This is a genomic window from Ruminococcus sp. AF20-12LB (assembly GCF_003478985.1).
Taxonomy (GTDB): domain Bacteria; phylum Bacillota; class Clostridia; order Lachnospirales; family Lachnospiraceae; genus Blautia_A.
The window spans coordinates 1-16,101 of sequence record NZ_QUGH01000025.1 but is presented as its reverse complement, the minus strand read 5'-3'; the positions used below and the strand labels follow the sequence as shown (position 1 = coordinate 16,101).

The window sequence follows — 16,101 nt, the reverse complement described above, 5'->3', positions numbered from 1 at the left end:
ACTCTCCAAAGGAAAAAGCAACATAAATTCAGTTCCTTTTCCCGGCAAACTTTCAACTGTTATACTTCCACCCATCTTTTCTACAAGCTGATGGACAATAGAAAGACCAAGTCCGCTGCCTTTTTCAGAGCGTCCTTTATCACACTTATAAAGCCGTTCAAATATGTGTTTCAAATCTTCTTTCTCAATTCCCACTCCATTATCCGCCAGCAGCAGCTCCATGCTGTTTTCCTTCTTCGATAGGGAGATTTTAATTTTGTCCGCATGGCTATGAGCGATGACATTTTGAATGAGATTATTGATGATTCTCATATAGCTGTCTATATCCAATCTTACCCGGACAGGCTGTTCGGAAATATCAATGTCATAATCAACCTGTTTATCCTCAAAAATCGGTATCCAGTCAATCAGGATATTCCTTGTAAACTCTGCGGCCTCAATGCTCTGAATTTCCAAAGCAAACTCGTTGGAATTTAACTTGAACCAGTCAAAAAGCACATCAATATATTCTTTCAGATCGTGGGCTTTCCGGCGAGCAGTTTCAATATAATCATCCCGGTCTTTTCCCGTGACAATACCTTTGTGTGCAGCATCAAGATACCCGATCAGAGTGGTAAGAGGCGTCCGAACATCGTGAGAAAGGCTCGTCATAAGCTGGCGGTTGGTTTCTTCCGTCTGTCGCACAGCAGAAAGCCTGCTTTCATAAGCCACAACGATCTCATTGATTTCATATGCAAGAGGGGCTGTTAGTTCATTTGTTGCAGACAAAATACGCCGATTGCCATTTCCATTTTTCACATCAACCAATGCATCGGTCATTTCTGCTATTTGTTTTTTTATACGCCGAACGAGAACGATGGAAGTCAATACAGCCACAACAGCAATCACAATGGACAAGAATACGATGATTTCCATGCTGACTACACCTCCTTGTTAAAGCGATAACCGATCCCTTTGACAGTTTGGATGTACTTTGGACTGGAGGGGTTGACTTCTAATTTTTTACGAAGCCGACTGATAATCGCCATAATGTTACTGTCATCATAGAAATATTCTTCACCCCATACTTCTTCATAAATCTGCTGCTTTGTTAAAATCCTTCCTTGATTTTTTACACAATAGAGCAGCAAATCAAATTCCTTTGGTGGAAGTTCAAAAGTGCCGTTTCCCGTAGTAACGGAACGATTTTCAAGGTCAATTTGTAATCCATCAAAATTCAGCTTTTGCATCGTTCCGGCTTGCTGATTAAAGCGAGTGTAACGGCGAATGAGGGACACAATACGGGCAATCAGCTCATCCATATCAAACGGCTTTGTCAGATAATCGTCCGCTCCGGCCCGTAACCCCCGCACCTTAGAAATGCTGTCATTTTTGGATGTGAACATTAAAATTGGCAAACTATGCTCTTTGCGGATTTCTTCCAGTGTTTCAAACCCATCCATACCGGGCATCATCACATCCAGTATTACAAGCTGATATTCCTGCTCTTTTAATTTCTGCAAGCCCTCTTTTCCGGTATTACAAAAATCGGCTGCTATATTTTCCGTTTGTACGCTGCGCTTAATTAAGGCACACAGTTCTCTGTCATCATCTATAATCAAAATTCTATTCATGGTACAATTCTCTCCCTTGTTTTGTCCGACCATCCACAGGTTTTTATGCTGATTTTGGTATCAGCCAAACCATTCCCATCTTTACAGGTCCTGGAATACGTCCACCAGAGCAAAAATAATTTATCCAACGAGGTGTTACTCCCCATTTTGCACTAGCTTCTTTTAATATCATATAATCCATATCCATTCCTCCGAATATTATTATAATTCGTTCTTTCGAATAATACAATCATATGCCTTCTACATTGGCACATCCTTCGGGAGTGCATGAAAGGATACCTAGCAAACACTTCCTATGTCATGACACAGACGAAATTTCCCACACTTTCCTAACGTCTGTACGATTAAATTTCCATAGGAAAGTCTTCCTGACATTCTTCTGATTTTCTTTAATTTTCCGCTAGAATATCTTGACTTTTCACGCCGTCTGTATCATTAGTTAAATTTTTTCATGTATCTTGTGAATATCTCTTGGGTGTTAAAAAGGAAAAATAAGCAGTGATCTGGAATATTTTCACAGACCACTGCTTAAATTTTTATTAAAGCGATACCCAACTCCCCACACTGTCTGTATGTACATTGGTTTACTTGGATTATCTTCTATTTTCTCACGTAGGTTACGGATATGACTCATAACAATATTATAATCGCCAAAATATGGTTCTTTCCAGACACAATCGTAAATCTGCTCTTTACTGAACACTATTCCGGCATTTTGTGCTAATAGCAATAAGATTTCAAATTCTGTATAAGTCAATTCAATTTCAGTTTCACCATGGATCACTACTCGCCTATATTTGTCTATACTTAGTCCCTCAAAGCACAGGTTTTTATTTTCAACAATGTCTTGTTTGAAAATTTTTGTTTTTTCATCTACGCATGATAATATCTGATGTGTTCCTCTTCCATCGTATCATTTCGGTTGCCTTTATCAAACATTGCGGTCACTAAACATTCGTCTGTATCAAAGTTCATTGCCAGATCCATCATAATTCTACATCCCCCTTCTTATGTGCTTTAGGTTTTTCTGCTTCTTTATTTTTCTGCTCCTGTGCTTTTGCCCTTGCCTGAAACTCTTTTAACGACTGCAGCACAGATTTTTTCAGTTCCCCTTTTTCACCCTTTGCAGGCTCTTTGTTTTGTTCCCGGTTCGGTTCTACTGATACGGATTCTTTCTTGACTGGTGTTTCTGAAACTTCCTGTTTCACTTCCACGGTCTGTTCTGCTTCCTGCACTTTTCCATGTTTCTCATTCAGATACTTTTCCATATCGTTAATTGCTTTCTGTACCAATGGGCTTTCCTTATAATGAGGAATCATATCTATCAGTTCCCTGTCCACTCTATCCCAACACATCAGTTCATATTCCCCGGAATAATCCTTATCCCCGTCCTGCAGGTCAAAACCAATCCCTTTGCCTCCATGTAGTCGATCTGCCGGAATACTTTCATAAATCTTAATCGCTTCTTCCAGAGTAAGATTATTATGGTACTCACCCATGACCGGGAACTCCATGCACTCTGCTACATAGAAACTGATCGTAGCTTCTGGCTGTTCCTGCTCAGGCTGTCTGGTAAAGATAGAAAGGGTTTCTGCATTTTCCAGACGGGAAAGTAATGACCGGGCAGTTATCACATCACTGTCTATATCAGATTCTTCCGATACTTCAACGAGCCAGTCCTTTAAACACTCTGTTTTCTTATTCAAAATGTCCTCTGTGATTTTCTCCACCTGTTCTTCCCTGTTCTCAACGGTATCTTTATATTCGTAAGAGTCATATTCATAGCTGAAATTATCTAAATCAGCCGCCAGCTTTTTGATTTCCTGCTGATCAAGGTAAGCATCTGCTTCCTTCATATATTCTGCCAAAGTGATTCTTTCTTCAGCAATAGGATTGATGTCCACCTTAATACCTGCCATTGCTATACCATGAGCATTTAATTCATTGAAGAAACTGTCCTCCCGGATATTGCCACGATAAGAAAGCACCACATCAAGGTCAGAATCATCTCTGTAAAGTTCCTCTCTGCTTCTGGAACCATGCACCCTTGCTGCAAGTAGCTCTACTTCATTTTCTAATCCCATTTCTTCCAGAATACCCTGTGCATGATACAAGACACCCTGTTCCACTTCTGCCCTGCTAAGACCATTTAATGCTACTTCATCTCTTCCAATCTCAGAAGTCGCACGAAGCTCACCTGCCTGTAGTAAATCCTTTGAATGTTGGATGGTCATTGCCTCAAATTCTTTATAGTCCACTTTAACACATTCCATATCATCCATTCTTTCACTTTTCAGGATTTCATAAGTAGCTTTCTGAATGGATGCGTCTGGATTATCGTAATCACCACTCTGGATTTCATGCAAATCAGAGTCATAAAAAATAAAGGAATATCCTTCTTCTGTTGCCTGTATGCTCAGATACCCTTTGCTCTCGGTAAACTGCATTGCGATTCCTTCATAGGTTTGCAGTGCTTTTTCCCTGTGAAATCCTTCAAAAATACTTGCCGGGCAGTTTTTTTCTAATTGTATCCGCTGCATCTGTTCTTCCTGAACTTCTTCCACATCTGCCATCAATTCTTCATAATCCACTACTTTTGCGTCTTCCAATGAGTACCCTTTATCTTCCAAAATATCACTGGCAGCTTCATCTACATAAATTGTCGGATTGTCATAGATTCCTCCATCATCCTCCTGATAATCTTCATTATAAAATGTATAATCATAGCCATCTTCTGCAGTCTGGATTGTAAAGTATTGTTTTCCAATCTGATATGCAATCTGTACCTCATTCCAGTCCAGCATGTTTTCCATTTTATTTACCGCTTCATATATTTCTGGATTCAGCCACCCTCCGATCTGTTCATACGCATGGGTCAGCCGATCTATCCCGTTTTCACATCGGATAAAATCCATGCTCTCCTGCATCGTTTCCGTATTCTGGATACCAAGCACTTTTTTCTGATGATTTGGCAGACGTAAATATTCCTGCATCGCTTCATCCAGTGATTCATACCGGTTTACTTTTACTACACCCTCTGCATTTACATCTTCCATCACATAAAAATTATCAATGTAATGAATCTCTGGCATTTTTAACTTTATGCCTTCCGGCAGCTGCACCTCACTGACTGCATGAAAATTAAACCGGACATCTGTTCCCGATTCATTTTTTCCTGCCATCGTTTCTTCCCATATGTCTTTCTGTACTGCCTGTATTTCTTCGATTGTAAGTGTCTGTCCACTCCGCAGGGTTACAACAGAATCTTTCGGGAATTCCGTCAAGTCATAGAGTGTTGTTCCATTTTCCTGCAAATATTCCGATACAGCTTCTAACGCTCCTGCATCAAACCCATTCCATAAGTCCTCCGCTACAAGCTGTCCATTTTCTGCTACGATAATGCCCGCCACGTTGGCGCCAAATTCATCATGTTCCATTAAGAAAAACTTCTCCCCCGCATATTCCTTTTCATCAACCGTATGCCATGTCCCATTATGTCCTTCTGCTTCATATCCTCTTGTCTCTGCCGTAATCGTCACTTCATTTTCTCCTATCGCCTGTTCTATCCTCTGCATCCGGATCTCAGCTCTTGCCATGTCAATAAACCCATCTAAAACTGCCGGGTGGCTTTCGATCACATAATCCAGGTTCAGATTTCTGCCCCGGCTGACATTTTCCGGGACTTCGATATGCTCCGCCCAGTCTTTGTTCTGTCTGGAAAATCTTCCATCATGGGAAAGTTCACGGATGGTATTTGCCATAACAAAATTCATACGTTCTTCCCCGAAGCGTTCCACGACTTCTTTTGCCGCATCCTGCTTTAAGTGCAGCCCGTCAAAATTCTCCCGGATGGCTTCTTCGATTGCTTTCTTACAGTCCAGGTTTAACTTTCTGGAATCCAGATAAGCATCCACATCCCGTTCTCCCATTGCCTGTTCCAATGTTCCTTTATAAACTGGCGGATATGCCCTGACGGAATTATGTTCCAGCATGTTCATTCTCTGCTGGACAAACTCTGGAAGTTCCTGAAATCCAAAAGAATCTACATAATAGGCTGTAATCTCTGCACCCCTGTTTATCACGATCACATCACTTACCGATAAGGAATGACCACGGAAATCTTCCGGTCGGTCAATGTTAAAGCGTTCAAATATATTGTCTAACGTGATCGTTGGCATCCACGGTGCTGCATAAACCATCCGGTAATCCTTTCCGTCAATGGTATAGCCCAGACTCTTTGCGGATTCTATTCCCATAAACTGATAAGTATGCTCATCTCCACTATCCATCTGATAAATGGCAAACCTTCTGCTTTCTCCATGCAGAAGAAGTGTCTCATCAATCTTTTCCGCACTGTCCTGTTCCAGTTTTTCCTGTCTGGCGGCAGCTGCTTCTCTTTCTTTATGTACTTTCCATTCTGCTTCCGTAATACCAAAAATACCGTCATGTCCCAGGATTGCATTTTCTGTTTCTGCAAGAATCTGTCCTGCCTGCTCTGGATTGTCTGGATTTCCATGTAAAAGAAAAACTTCCGCACCCTCACGATACAATTCTACTGCCCTGTTTTTTTCAAGAGGATACATGTGTTCCAGTCGGATTCCTGCTTCGTGCATTTCTGTAAAACCGATCATGCCATCTGGAAAATTGTCAATCTGTGCCTGTGTTTCATTCATAAGGCTTCTCGTATATTCACTTCCCGGTCTGCGGATTGCAGTCATCATACGGTTCACCAGTCCAAGCACTTCGTCTTTGTCATCCATCTTATATGCAAAATTCACAATAAGATTTCTCTGGGAATCTGTGAAGTTTCCCGTATTGGCAGCTTCTGCCGTTTCAATCAGACGGTGGGCATACTGCATTGTTGTTTCTTCTATATTTTCAAGACTTGCATCTTCGATTGGTCTTTCCATTTCCAGCTCATGCATCTGTGTTTCGATATTCCCAATGACTTCCGCAGATGTTTTCCGAATGGTATCCATAGATGCCCGGAGTGCTTTCATATCCTTGTTCTCACACCAGCTGGCAATATAGGTAAAAGAGTATTCTGAAGTATCCAGACCAAAGTGGTTGCAGACAATATAGGCGATACTTTCTGCTTCTACTTCTTTTGTTGTCCGGTCTTTTAAAATCCCTTCCGCATCCATTACCTCCCGGTCATGCAGCAATGCGTGGCTCACCTCATGGACTCCGGTTTTCATGGTCTGGAGATTGCTCATATCTTCCTGAATTGCGATATACTTTTCTGTCTGATGGTAATACCCCTTTGCTTCCCCTTCTATCTGCATCATGCGGATTGGCACAGGGGAAATGTTCTGCAATGCTTCCATGAACATGTCATAAAACTGTACGCTCCCGGTAAGTTCCGGTACTTCCAGTTCTGCAATCGGCTCTCCCTCTGTCTGGCTGACATCAAATACTGTTGTCACACGAAACCTTGGAATGACCATCTCCACAATTTCTGTTTCCGGCTGACCGTCATCCCCGATCACTGGCTCTTTTGTTACAGGGTCAATCTTTTCAATCTCCTGTTTCTCACGGATGGGTGCCGGTGCGATAATCTGGATTCCTTTTTCCCCTCTCTTTACATGGCGGTTAAACTTCTTCTGCCATGCCTGATAGCCTGCCACCAGTGTTGCTTCCGGTTTCTGCATGGTGATCAGTAACGTGTTATTAAAGCTGTAATTGTGGAACTTTGACATGGTATTCAGATATTCGGTATATCTCTCCGAAGTAAAGATTTCTTTTACTCCCTGCTCCAGCCGTTCCGATATTTCTTTTAACTGTTTTTCTATATTATTTGCCATAAACAAACCCTCCATTTTATGTCCCCGCCAGAGAAAACTCTGACGGGAAATCTTTTATAACTCCTGTTCGTGTTTTTTCTTTGCAGTTTTCTGTGTAACGGTCGATTCCGCTGTATTCTGCTGTGCCTTCTCCTGCTTTAAGCGTTCCAGAATAGATGGCTTATGGATTCTGTCTGCTGTTTCCGGAAGTTCTTTTTCTTCTACGGCATCCCTGCTGTCTGTGTTACTTCCTTCTCTGCCAATATCCTCATCTGCCATAATCGTCTCATTGCCCTTTTCATCCATGTTCAGCAAGGCATTTAACTCGGATAACCGTTCTATCTTTTCATTCAGCTCTGCTTCTTTCGGAAATGGTTTCTTTACCTCTTCCTGTGCAGTAGCAAGCTGCTGTTGTACGGTTTCCAATTTCTGCTCACTTTCCGTCAGCTTCCTGTCGATAGAAGAAAGCGTGTTATGGATACGCTGCATATTTCCTACCGGGTCTTTTCCGATCTCCAGCTTATAAGAACATTTTCCTTTAATCGTCAGTTCAAACGCATTGGAGAACATATTGTAGGAAGCAGATAACGTGAACCCATGATATTCCCCGACCTTTCCGCCGGTGCTAACGGCTTTTAACCCTGCACAGGCAGCGATCAACGCTTCGCCTGCTTCTTTCTTATCTTCATAAAGGACATTCCCTACTGTCATGGCAAACGTGTCATTATCCTGTAAATCCACACTTTTTACTACCTGCGAATCCACCTGCATTCCGGCAATCCGCTCTTTCAATGCACTGATCTGTACTGGGTATCTCTTTGCAATATCTGATTCCAGGCGATAGATCTGACTGGTATGGTTTGCCTTCAAAAGTTTCAGCTTACTTACCTGCACATCCAGATCCATTTTTTCCTTGATGTACTCGTTTCCTGTTGCCAGTGCTTTGATCTCTGCATAGGACAGAGCTGTATCATCTACATCTTCACAGGCACGAACCGGGGATTTACTGGTCATGATCTGCGAAATAAACTTCTGCTTGTTTTCCAGAATCTGCCACATGTACGAATCGAATGTATTTTCCGTTACATACCGGAAGATTTTTACCTTGTCATTCTGATTTCCCTGTCTGAGAATACGTCCCTCCTGCTGTTCCAGGTCAGTCGGTCATTTTTTGCGGACAGTTCAATACATGCCTGTCTGTTTCGCTCCCTGCTCCTGCGTTTGCTCTCGTTTGATTTCTCCCTCTGTATCTTCTTGGCACAAGCAGGACAATACTTCGATATGCCAGAGCGGGGAACATATTCAACACCGCACACCGTACAATTCTTAGGCTTTAACGCTGTCCACCGCTTTGTGGGCGTGATATGTAATTCACCGACAAAGCCGATGAATTTATAATAAATCTTGATTTCCTGTCTTACTGTCCCGTCTGCAAGTTTCTCACGTTCCGAAACAAGTATCTTGTCTATGAGTGCGTTTATGATGGTTGCGTCCAGTTCCTTAATTCCTTGATAGTTGCGGATTAGGGAGAGGAAATCACGGACACCCTGCGACTTCTCATAGCTGTCGCCTAGCGTTTCCGTTACCTCTTTCAGCCTTGCTACAATTTCAAGCTGTTCTTTCTGGTATTTCCCCGACATCATCTCAAAATTCCGCTCCGTAATACGCTCCATCACCTTATCTTCATAAAGGGAAGAAAACAGCCTGTCCAGTTCCGCAAGGCGTTTGTTCAGCTTTCTCTGCTCCTTTTCCAGTGCCTTTGCCCTGCTATGGTCTGTTTCCGTGAGCCGCTTTTCAATCGCCCTCACCGCCTTTTCATCATTGACCGCCATATCCGCAAATCGGTTGATGTCGGTGAGGACAGCGTTGAACAAGTCCCTCGCTTCAATGCTGTGTGCGGTACACATGATATTACCGTATCTGCCATAATTATTGCAGGAATATTGTACGCAGTCGATGATGTCGGGGCGTTTCCTCCTGTTGGCACTCATAGCCCGCATGGCATAACCGCAGTCCGCACACTTAATAACGCCTGCAAAGATGTTCTCAAAGCCGCCCTTGTTTTCTGGTAATCTGCGGCTTGTAATAAGCTGCTGTACGGTATCAAATTCCTCCTGCGTGACTATCCCCTCATGGGTGTCTGGTATCACTTCCCATTCTTCGGGCAGCTTAGAGGGGCGTTTCTTGCTTTTCATGTTGGCGGCAATCCGCTTGTAGCCTGCAAGGTTTCCCGCATATATCGGGCTTCTTAAAATGCCCCTTACGCTGTTCTCGCTCCAAATATAACGGTTTTCCTCGTTACCCTCAAAGTACCGCTCATAGCCTGTTGCCCCTTGCTCCACTGCATAAGCGGCAGGGCGTAGGATATGCTGTTTGTTGATGTGCTTGCGGATTTTGGCGATTCCGTTGCCCGCTAATGCAAGGTCGAATATCTCCCTTACCACATGGGCAACCTTGTCATCTATCAGCAGGTGATTATGGTCGGCGGGGTCTTTGACATATCCGTATGGTGCTGTCGTCCCCATGAATTTCCCCTGCTGAAACCTCGCTCGGTACGCCGATTTTATCTTGACCGACACATCGGCAGAGTACATTTCGTTTAGGATGTTGCGGAAAGGCGTGATGTCCATCGCTGATTTATTGAGCGTGTCCACGCCGTCATTGACCGCTATATACCTCACGTTATGCTCTGGAAAAAACACTTCCAGATACAGTCCGCAGTCAAGATAGTTCCTCCCCAGACGTGATAAATCTTTCGTAATCACGCAGTTTATCAGACCGTTTTCAATGTCCTTAATCATGTTCTGGAAACTTGGTCTTTGGAAATTCGTACCAGAGTAACCATCGTCCACATACGTTTTTGCTAAGTGCCATCCCTGCTTTTTCACATAATCCGTGAGGATGGATTTCTGTGTCGCAATGCTCGCACTCTCGTTATCCGTGCCATCGTCCTTTGACAAGCGGCAGTACATGCCGACTTCATAAATCTTGTTCTCCGTTCTTATTCCTGCCATACTGTAAAACCTCCGTATCTGTCCTATCTGTTTTCATGTCCCATTGCGTACATTCTAAGCGGATATCCCCTCATTGTCGAAGGTGTCACCCTCGGCAATCTTCTTCCGAATATCCTCGGAGATAATCGGGATAAATGCTTCTGTGACTGTCTGTGTGCCGACATATTCACGGCTGATTATCATCTGCACTGGTGCTTTCGGCACGACACGCTTTCTCTTTTTATCTGTTTTCTTATCCTCACCCATACTTAAATCTTCCTTTCCAGACAGGGCAGGAGAACGTCTGGAAACGCCCCGTCCTGTCAATCAGATACCATCAATCCCCGCTGTTTACTTCCTTCTGTAATGCTTTAAGGAGTGCCGCCGCTTCATCAGCGTTCAACGTGATACCCTTTCCGCACTTCTCACGGTTCGGTGAAAAACTGCGGATGTCATATTTCGGCTCTCTCCCGTTCCATGAGATAAGATTGATTTCCTTTGTGTATCCGCTGTCACTCGCAGACAATACGGCGATTTCCTTTACAATCTCATATTGGATTTCTTTCATTCCCTGCCCCTTTTCTGTCTTGGCTTTCTGGTTTTTATCCGTCCAGAGTTTCATATTTACTTTCCGAAAAGAGAAGATTAGCGGCTGTCCCTGCCCCGTTTCCTCTGCAACTCACGCTCCAAAAGTTTGATGATGGTTTCCTCCATCTGTTTCGGCGTTGTGTTCTTCGGAAAATACTTTTTCAGCTTGCTTGTGTTGATTTTCAATGTTTCTTTCTGGTTTCCCTTTTCCTCGGTCATAATCGCAAATATCGTATCCATGTCAAGCTGCCCGCTCTGGCTTAACTGTTTCATCCGCTGTGCCTGTGAGAGTGAGGGCGTTGCTTCTTCGCTCTCCATCGTGGCAAAGAGGTTTTCCTGCTCGTCTTTCTTCAAAAAGGACAGCTCCACCGCAGGAGTGAGGGCGATTTTCCCCTCGTCCACCATCTGCAAAATCGGCGGTATCAATTCCGTCAAGCGGATAAATCTTTGTACGGTCATCCTGCCCACGCCGAAGCCCTGTGCCACTTTGTCGTCCGTCCGCAACTTCGTCACAACTTGTGACGAGGTTAAATCCGTGCGGAAACCCTGCCGCTTCATGGCTTCGGATTTCATCTTGTAGGCAAACGCCCGCTCGCTCGGCAGGATATTTTCACGCTGTAAATTGCTGTCTACAAGGGTAATGATGGCTCGGTCACGGTCTAAGGGCAGGACAAACGCAGGCACGGTATTTGTCCCTGCAAGCTCAGAAGCACGGACACGCCGCTGTCCTGCAATCACTTCATAGCCGTTCCCGTCCTCTTTCGGGCGTGTGATTATCGGCGTGACAATGCCAAATTCCTTGATGCTTTCCGCTAACTCTGACAACGTTTCATCCTCTGCCACATGAAACGGATTGTCGGGAAACGGGTACAAGTCTTTGGTCTTTAACACCTTAAAATCCTGTTTCTTCATTCACATATCTACCTTTCTTTCACTCTGCTTTTATGGTTTTTCTGCAATTCTTCCAACACTTCTGGCGGTATTTTTGACAGCAGCCGCCCCATCTGCTCGTTGGTTCTCTGCAACTCAAATATCTTCTGATTCGCTTTCTGCACCTTTAGTTCCTGCTCATACTTTTCATCACGCATACGCCCCGCATAGTCTGATTCCTGTCCGATTTGCTCCTTTAGGCTGTCGATATAGGCACTCTGCTTACTGATTTCCTTTGAGAATTTCTCCACGTCTGGGAGCCATGCCGCAATCAGTTCCAGTGCCTTGTCACGCTTCTTCCCTGCATTAAAGGCGTTGATGTCGGACAGGGCAGACACGATTTCCTCATACTGTTTATCAAGCCTGCCGCCCAACTTATAGAGCCATGTGGGGACGTGTTTCCGTTTCGTTTCCATTGAGGACTGACCCCGTTCAAGCTGATTCCACCGTGAGGACATCCGCTTATGGTAGGCAGTCTGCCACTCGGATAATGATTTCTGGTTGCCTAAAATAGACTTTGCTGACAGCTTGTTGTCTGGCGTAATCGGCACAAAACAGAGGTGCATATGCGGCGTTCTCTCGTCCATGTGGACAACAGCGGAGAGGATATTTTTCTCCCCGACACGTTCCGAAATGAAATCCAGAGCCATCGTAAAATACGCTTTCTGTTCCTCTGGCGGCAGGCTGTTCATAAATTCTGGTGAAGCCGTGATAAGCGTTTCCACCATCATCACGCTGTCTTTCCTCGTCCTGCACCCCGCTTCGGCTACCATGCGGTTAATCTCTTTCTTGTAGGTGTAACGTGGCGGTTTTACAAGGTGGTAGTTATTTTTCGAGCGTTCCATATCTATATCTGGATTGCTTTTATAGGCTTCTTTCTTCCGCTCATTGTGGCGTTCGCAAGCCGCAACGCCGCCCGCTTTGCGTTTCTGGAAACGCAGGATTGCATAGGGCATAATCCATCATCTTCCTTTCTTCGGCGAGTAACTGCCCTTTGGGTGACAGCGGTGACGGCGGTGACAGCAGTTTTGGGATACCCCCTTATTGCCGTCACCGTCACCCCGATATTCTTTTATCCGAAGCCGCAAGGCGCAGGATAGCAGGGCGACAGCCCTGCTTTAAGGGAGTCCAGAGGGAACGTCTGGCACACGACTTTGCAGGGCAAAGTGTAGTGTGTTACACCCTGCAAACGCAGTCGGAAAAATCGGAGAGATTTTTCTGACCGCAGGGGTGGTTTTACACGCCCGAAAAGGGCGGGTGAATCCCACGCCTGCATTTTGCGTTTGCGGGGTGTTCTCCCGCAGGGATGACATCGGCGGGGTATCCTAAAATCACTGTCACCGCCGTCACCGCTGTCACCCGCAGGGCAGAACCGCCAACTTTACATGGCTTTAAGCGTCAATGACAGTAACAGGGGGTATCCCAAAACTGCTGTCACCACCGTCACCGCTGTCACCCGCCCTCCTTGCAAGGGCAATCTGCCTGCCGTCTTTCCTGCGGCTGTACTGGTAGCAGATACGGTTCTCGCTTAAAAATGTGGTGCGGTATTCATTCAGCCATTTCGTAATCACTGTGGGTATGGTTTCCGTTTCCCCCATAGCGGCTAACAGTTCCGTTGCCGTGCCTGCCCATTCTTCCTTATCCCTCATAAAATCCACCAACCGAAAAAGGACGTCTGGTATCGTTTCTTTCGCAAGCTGCTCCTGTGTTTTTCTCTCCACAAGTTCCCAACTGCAATCACGGAAACGCAGCGTGTATTCCTGATAAGGCGTGTCCCTGCCCGTCACATACAGCTTGGCGGTGTCGGATGCCCGTTTCTCCTTTTCCAACACAAAGGTAGCGTCTGCACTCCCCGTTAAGCCTGTCGTCCCAGACACCTTGTTGAACACGTCGCTGTCATTCTGCTTTCGGATGTGGTGTACGACAATGACCGCCAGAGAGTGCCTGTCGGCAAAATCTTTGATTAGGGAGATGTCCCCATAGTCGCTTGCGTAGGCATTGTCTTTGGATGCGGTTCGGACTTTCTGCAAGGTATCAATCACAATGAGCCTGCTGTCTGGATGGTCTTTCAGATAATCTTCCAACTGCACGATAAGACCGTCTGACAGCTTGCAGCTTGCCACGGCAAAATGAAGCCGCCCGCTTGCTTCATCCGTCAAGCGGAATAATCTGTCCTGTATGCGGCAGAACGTGTCCTCAAGGCAGAGGTAAAGCACATCGCCCTCCATTGTCGGCATGTTCCATAAAGGGATTCCCTGCGACACGCATAGGCATAGCTTCAGCATGAGCCAGCTCTTGCCTATCTTCTGTGAGCCGCAGAACAGCGACAAGCCTGTCGGGATAAGACTGTCCACCACAAAGGACGGCTTCTCAAGCGGCTCATAAAGGAGCGTTTCGGCGTTGACTGTCTGTAACTTCTGCATGGCTTTCCTCCTTTCGGGCAGTTATCTTGTTGTTGCACATAAGCGTTGACCTCCTTAAAAATAGATTTACTCCCATGAAAAAAATGAGAGTATGTAATGCCGCCAATCCCGTACAAATAAAAAACGGATTTCTTTTTCGGGCGGTGTCGGTCACGGTTGGAGATACTTTTTCATTTCCGCCTTTACTTTCTCCTTTGCAATCGCAACAGATTTCTGTATTGCCGAAGCGGTGCAATGCTCCATCGCAGCGATTTGATAAAAATTAAATTCGTACTCGTAGTAGAGCAGGAAACGCCGCCTTTGTATCTCTGGCAGTCTGTCAACCGCTTTACAAAGCAGTTCCGCCCGTTCTGCTTCAATCATTTGTTCCTCAATGCTCTTAGGCAGCTTTAACGCCCGCCTGTTCAGCGTTTCGTCCCATACTTCCGAAAACTCCCTGTGCCGCTCGTCCCATTGGAGAAGATTCCTGTTCCTGCGTTCCATTTGCCGAAACTCCATAAAGAACTGTTCCGACACTTCCAACTCGTGGGATTTGCCCTGCCCGTCCTTAAAGCTGATAAAATACCTTGTGCTGCTTTCCGTAGATTCCTCCCGAAGCGTGTATGCCTTAACTCTGTATGTCATCCTGCTTACCTCCTGCAAAAAATGAGTGAGGGGATTTCCATCCCTCACCCAGTAGCCCGCAGGACGGCAGGCTGTTTTAGACGCTATAAAATTTTCGTAGCTTCTTCCGCAGATGGTCTAACCTTGCGTAAATAGCACCAGTCGTCAAATGCACGAGCGGGGCAATTTCTTTTGTGGAATACCCCTGCATTTTCAGCAGGACGATTTTCAAGGTACGTCCGTCCACCGTGACTAATACTTGATAAAGATTTTCGCTCTCAATCTCGTCCAGTAACTCCGCAACCGTACCCACCTCCGTCTGCCGCTCCCTGTCTGCCATGTCCTCAAGGTATTCCGCAACGTCATTCGTCCATCGGTAAAACCGCCTGTTGGAATTGAAGTCTGCCCTGTCCGCCATGCGTATCTGCTCAATGGTCGCTTCATCAACGCCGCACTCACGCAGCAGCTTTTCCTCCGCTTCTTTCCAGATACGCCATTTCCTGTCCTCCCGTCCGTGGTTATATGCCATGCTTCTTTTCCTCCAATCAGAATTGATTGAGAGGGCAGAGAAAAACCCCCTCATTTTCCCAAAGGAAAAAACAAGGGGGCTGAACGCCTTAAATTTTAATTTTCTATTATCTTTCTTAGTTTTCTTAGGATTCTGGCTTTGCGTTTGTTCACAACGCTCTGGGTTATGCCGAACCTCGCCCCGACTTCACGCTCAGAAAGTCCGTCAAAAAAGATTGCCTGTATCAATTCCTGTTCACTATCCGACAGCAAAGGCAGGGCGGCTTTCAGCCTGTCCACCATAACCGCATTGACAACGGTTTCCGCAATGTCCGCCGCTTCATCAGCGATAAAGTCTAAAGGCTTCCCCTCGCTGTCCGTAAATCCATCCAGAGAAAGCAGGCTGTTCTTCGTATCTAATTTTTTCAGATAACGCCACCGTTCCTTATCTCGGTAGAAGTCCGTGTATTGCTCCCTCACGACTTCAAGCAGACAGCCTTGAACGGGAATAAACAGCTTGTCCATGTAGGTCTGGTCGGATTCCCTGCGGCGGCAGAAATCCATGTAGGACAGTTCCACATATCTGCCGCTTTCTTTGATAAATACCTTTCTTGGTGCATATTTCACCATAAATACCTCCCATCTGAATTTTTGAAATGTA

General features: G+C 45.2%; 15 protein-coding genes. All 15 read right to left on the bottom strand.

Annotation, left to right across the window (positions count from 1 at the left end; genetic code table 11):
• Nucleotides 1-915, bottom strand: a 915-nt coding sequence (locus tag DWX61_RS18390) for a sensor histidine kinase (protein ID WP_117638879.1), incomplete at its 3' end; no start/stop codon positions are given.
• A 5-nt stretch (nucleotides 916-920) separates the two neighbouring features.
• Complete coding sequence (locus DWX61_RS18385; protein ID WP_110102441.1) at nucleotides 921-1,613, bottom strand: response regulator transcription factor; 693 nt, start codon at nucleotides 1,611-1,613, stop codon at nucleotides 921-923.
• Nucleotides 1,614-1,656: 43 nt separating this feature from the next.
• Complete coding sequence (locus tag DWX61_RS18380) at nucleotides 1,657-1,794, bottom strand: helix-turn-helix domain-containing protein (RefSeq protein WP_080633534.1); 138 nt, start codon at nucleotides 1,792-1,794, stop codon at nucleotides 1,657-1,659.
• Nucleotides 1,795-2,127: 333 nt separating this feature from the next.
• Complete coding sequence (locus DWX61_RS18375) at nucleotides 2,128-2,397, bottom strand: winged helix-turn-helix domain-containing protein (protein WP_330410728.1); 270 nt, start codon at nucleotides 2,395-2,397, stop codon at nucleotides 2,128-2,130.
• Nucleotides 2,398-2,599: 202 nt separating this feature from the next.
• Nucleotides 2,600-7,417 carry a DUF3849 domain-containing protein gene (locus tag DWX61_RS18370; RefSeq protein ID WP_118626655.1) on the bottom strand — a complete coding sequence of 1,606 codons (4,818 nt, stop codon included), beginning with the start codon at nucleotides 7,415-7,417 and terminating at the stop codon, nucleotides 2,600-2,602.
• A gap of 54 nt (nucleotides 7,418-7,471) precedes the next feature.
• A complete protein-coding gene (locus tag DWX61_RS18365; RefSeq protein WP_270427037.1) occupies nucleotides 7,472-8,410 on the bottom strand; it encodes a helicase in 939 nt (312 codons plus the stop codon).
• 86 nt (nucleotides 8,411-8,496) lie between these two features.
• A complete protein-coding gene (locus tag DWX61_RS18360) occupies nucleotides 8,497-10,410 on the bottom strand; it encodes a recombinase family protein (RefSeq protein WP_118626651.1) in 1,914 nt (637 codons plus the stop codon).
• A gap of 54 nt (nucleotides 10,411-10,464) precedes the next feature.
• Nucleotides 10,465-10,656, bottom strand: a complete 192-nt coding sequence (locus tag DWX61_RS18355; protein ID WP_009264998.1) for a hypothetical protein — start codon at nucleotides 10,654-10,656, stop codon at nucleotides 10,465-10,467.
• Between the two features lie 70 nt (nucleotides 10,657-10,726).
• Nucleotides 10,727-10,957: a YdbC family protein gene (locus DWX61_RS18350; RefSeq protein WP_039862476.1), complete on the bottom strand. Its 231-nt coding sequence runs from the start codon at nucleotides 10,955-10,957 to the stop codon at nucleotides 10,727-10,729.
• A 77-nt stretch (nucleotides 10,958-11,034) separates the two neighbouring features.
• Complete coding sequence (locus DWX61_RS18345; protein ID WP_118626649.1) at nucleotides 11,035-11,889, bottom strand: ParB/RepB/Spo0J family partition protein; 855 nt, start codon at nucleotides 11,887-11,889, stop codon at nucleotides 11,035-11,037.
• Nucleotides 11,890-11,897: 8 nt separating this feature from the next.
• Nucleotides 11,898-12,863: a MobV family relaxase gene (gene mobV, locus DWX61_RS18340; RefSeq protein ID WP_009265001.1), complete on the bottom strand. Its 966-nt coding sequence runs from the start codon at nucleotides 12,861-12,863 to the stop codon at nucleotides 11,898-11,900.
• A 435-nt stretch (nucleotides 12,864-13,298) separates the two neighbouring features.
• Nucleotides 13,299-14,330, bottom strand: coding sequence for an AAA family ATPase (locus DWX61_RS18335; RefSeq protein WP_009265002.1), 1,032 nt, complete (start codon nucleotides 14,328-14,330; stop codon nucleotides 13,299-13,301).
• Nucleotides 14,331-14,480: 150 nt separating this feature from the next.
• The gene (locus tag DWX61_RS18330; protein ID WP_009265003.1) at nucleotides 14,481-14,954 is read right to left on the bottom strand and encodes an RNA polymerase sigma factor; all 474 of its coding nucleotides are present in this window, start codon (nucleotides 14,952-14,954) and stop codon (nucleotides 14,481-14,483) included.
• A gap of 76 nt (nucleotides 14,955-15,030) precedes the next feature.
• Complete coding sequence (locus DWX61_RS18325) at nucleotides 15,031-15,462, bottom strand: RNA polymerase sigma factor (RefSeq protein ID WP_029998336.1); 432 nt, start codon at nucleotides 15,460-15,462, stop codon at nucleotides 15,031-15,033.
• Nucleotides 15,463-15,557: 95 nt separating this feature from the next.
• A partial coding sequence (locus DWX61_RS18320) for a sigma-70 family RNA polymerase sigma factor (RefSeq protein ID WP_502696314.1) occupies nucleotides 15,558-16,101 on the bottom strand: 544 nt, incomplete at its 5' end.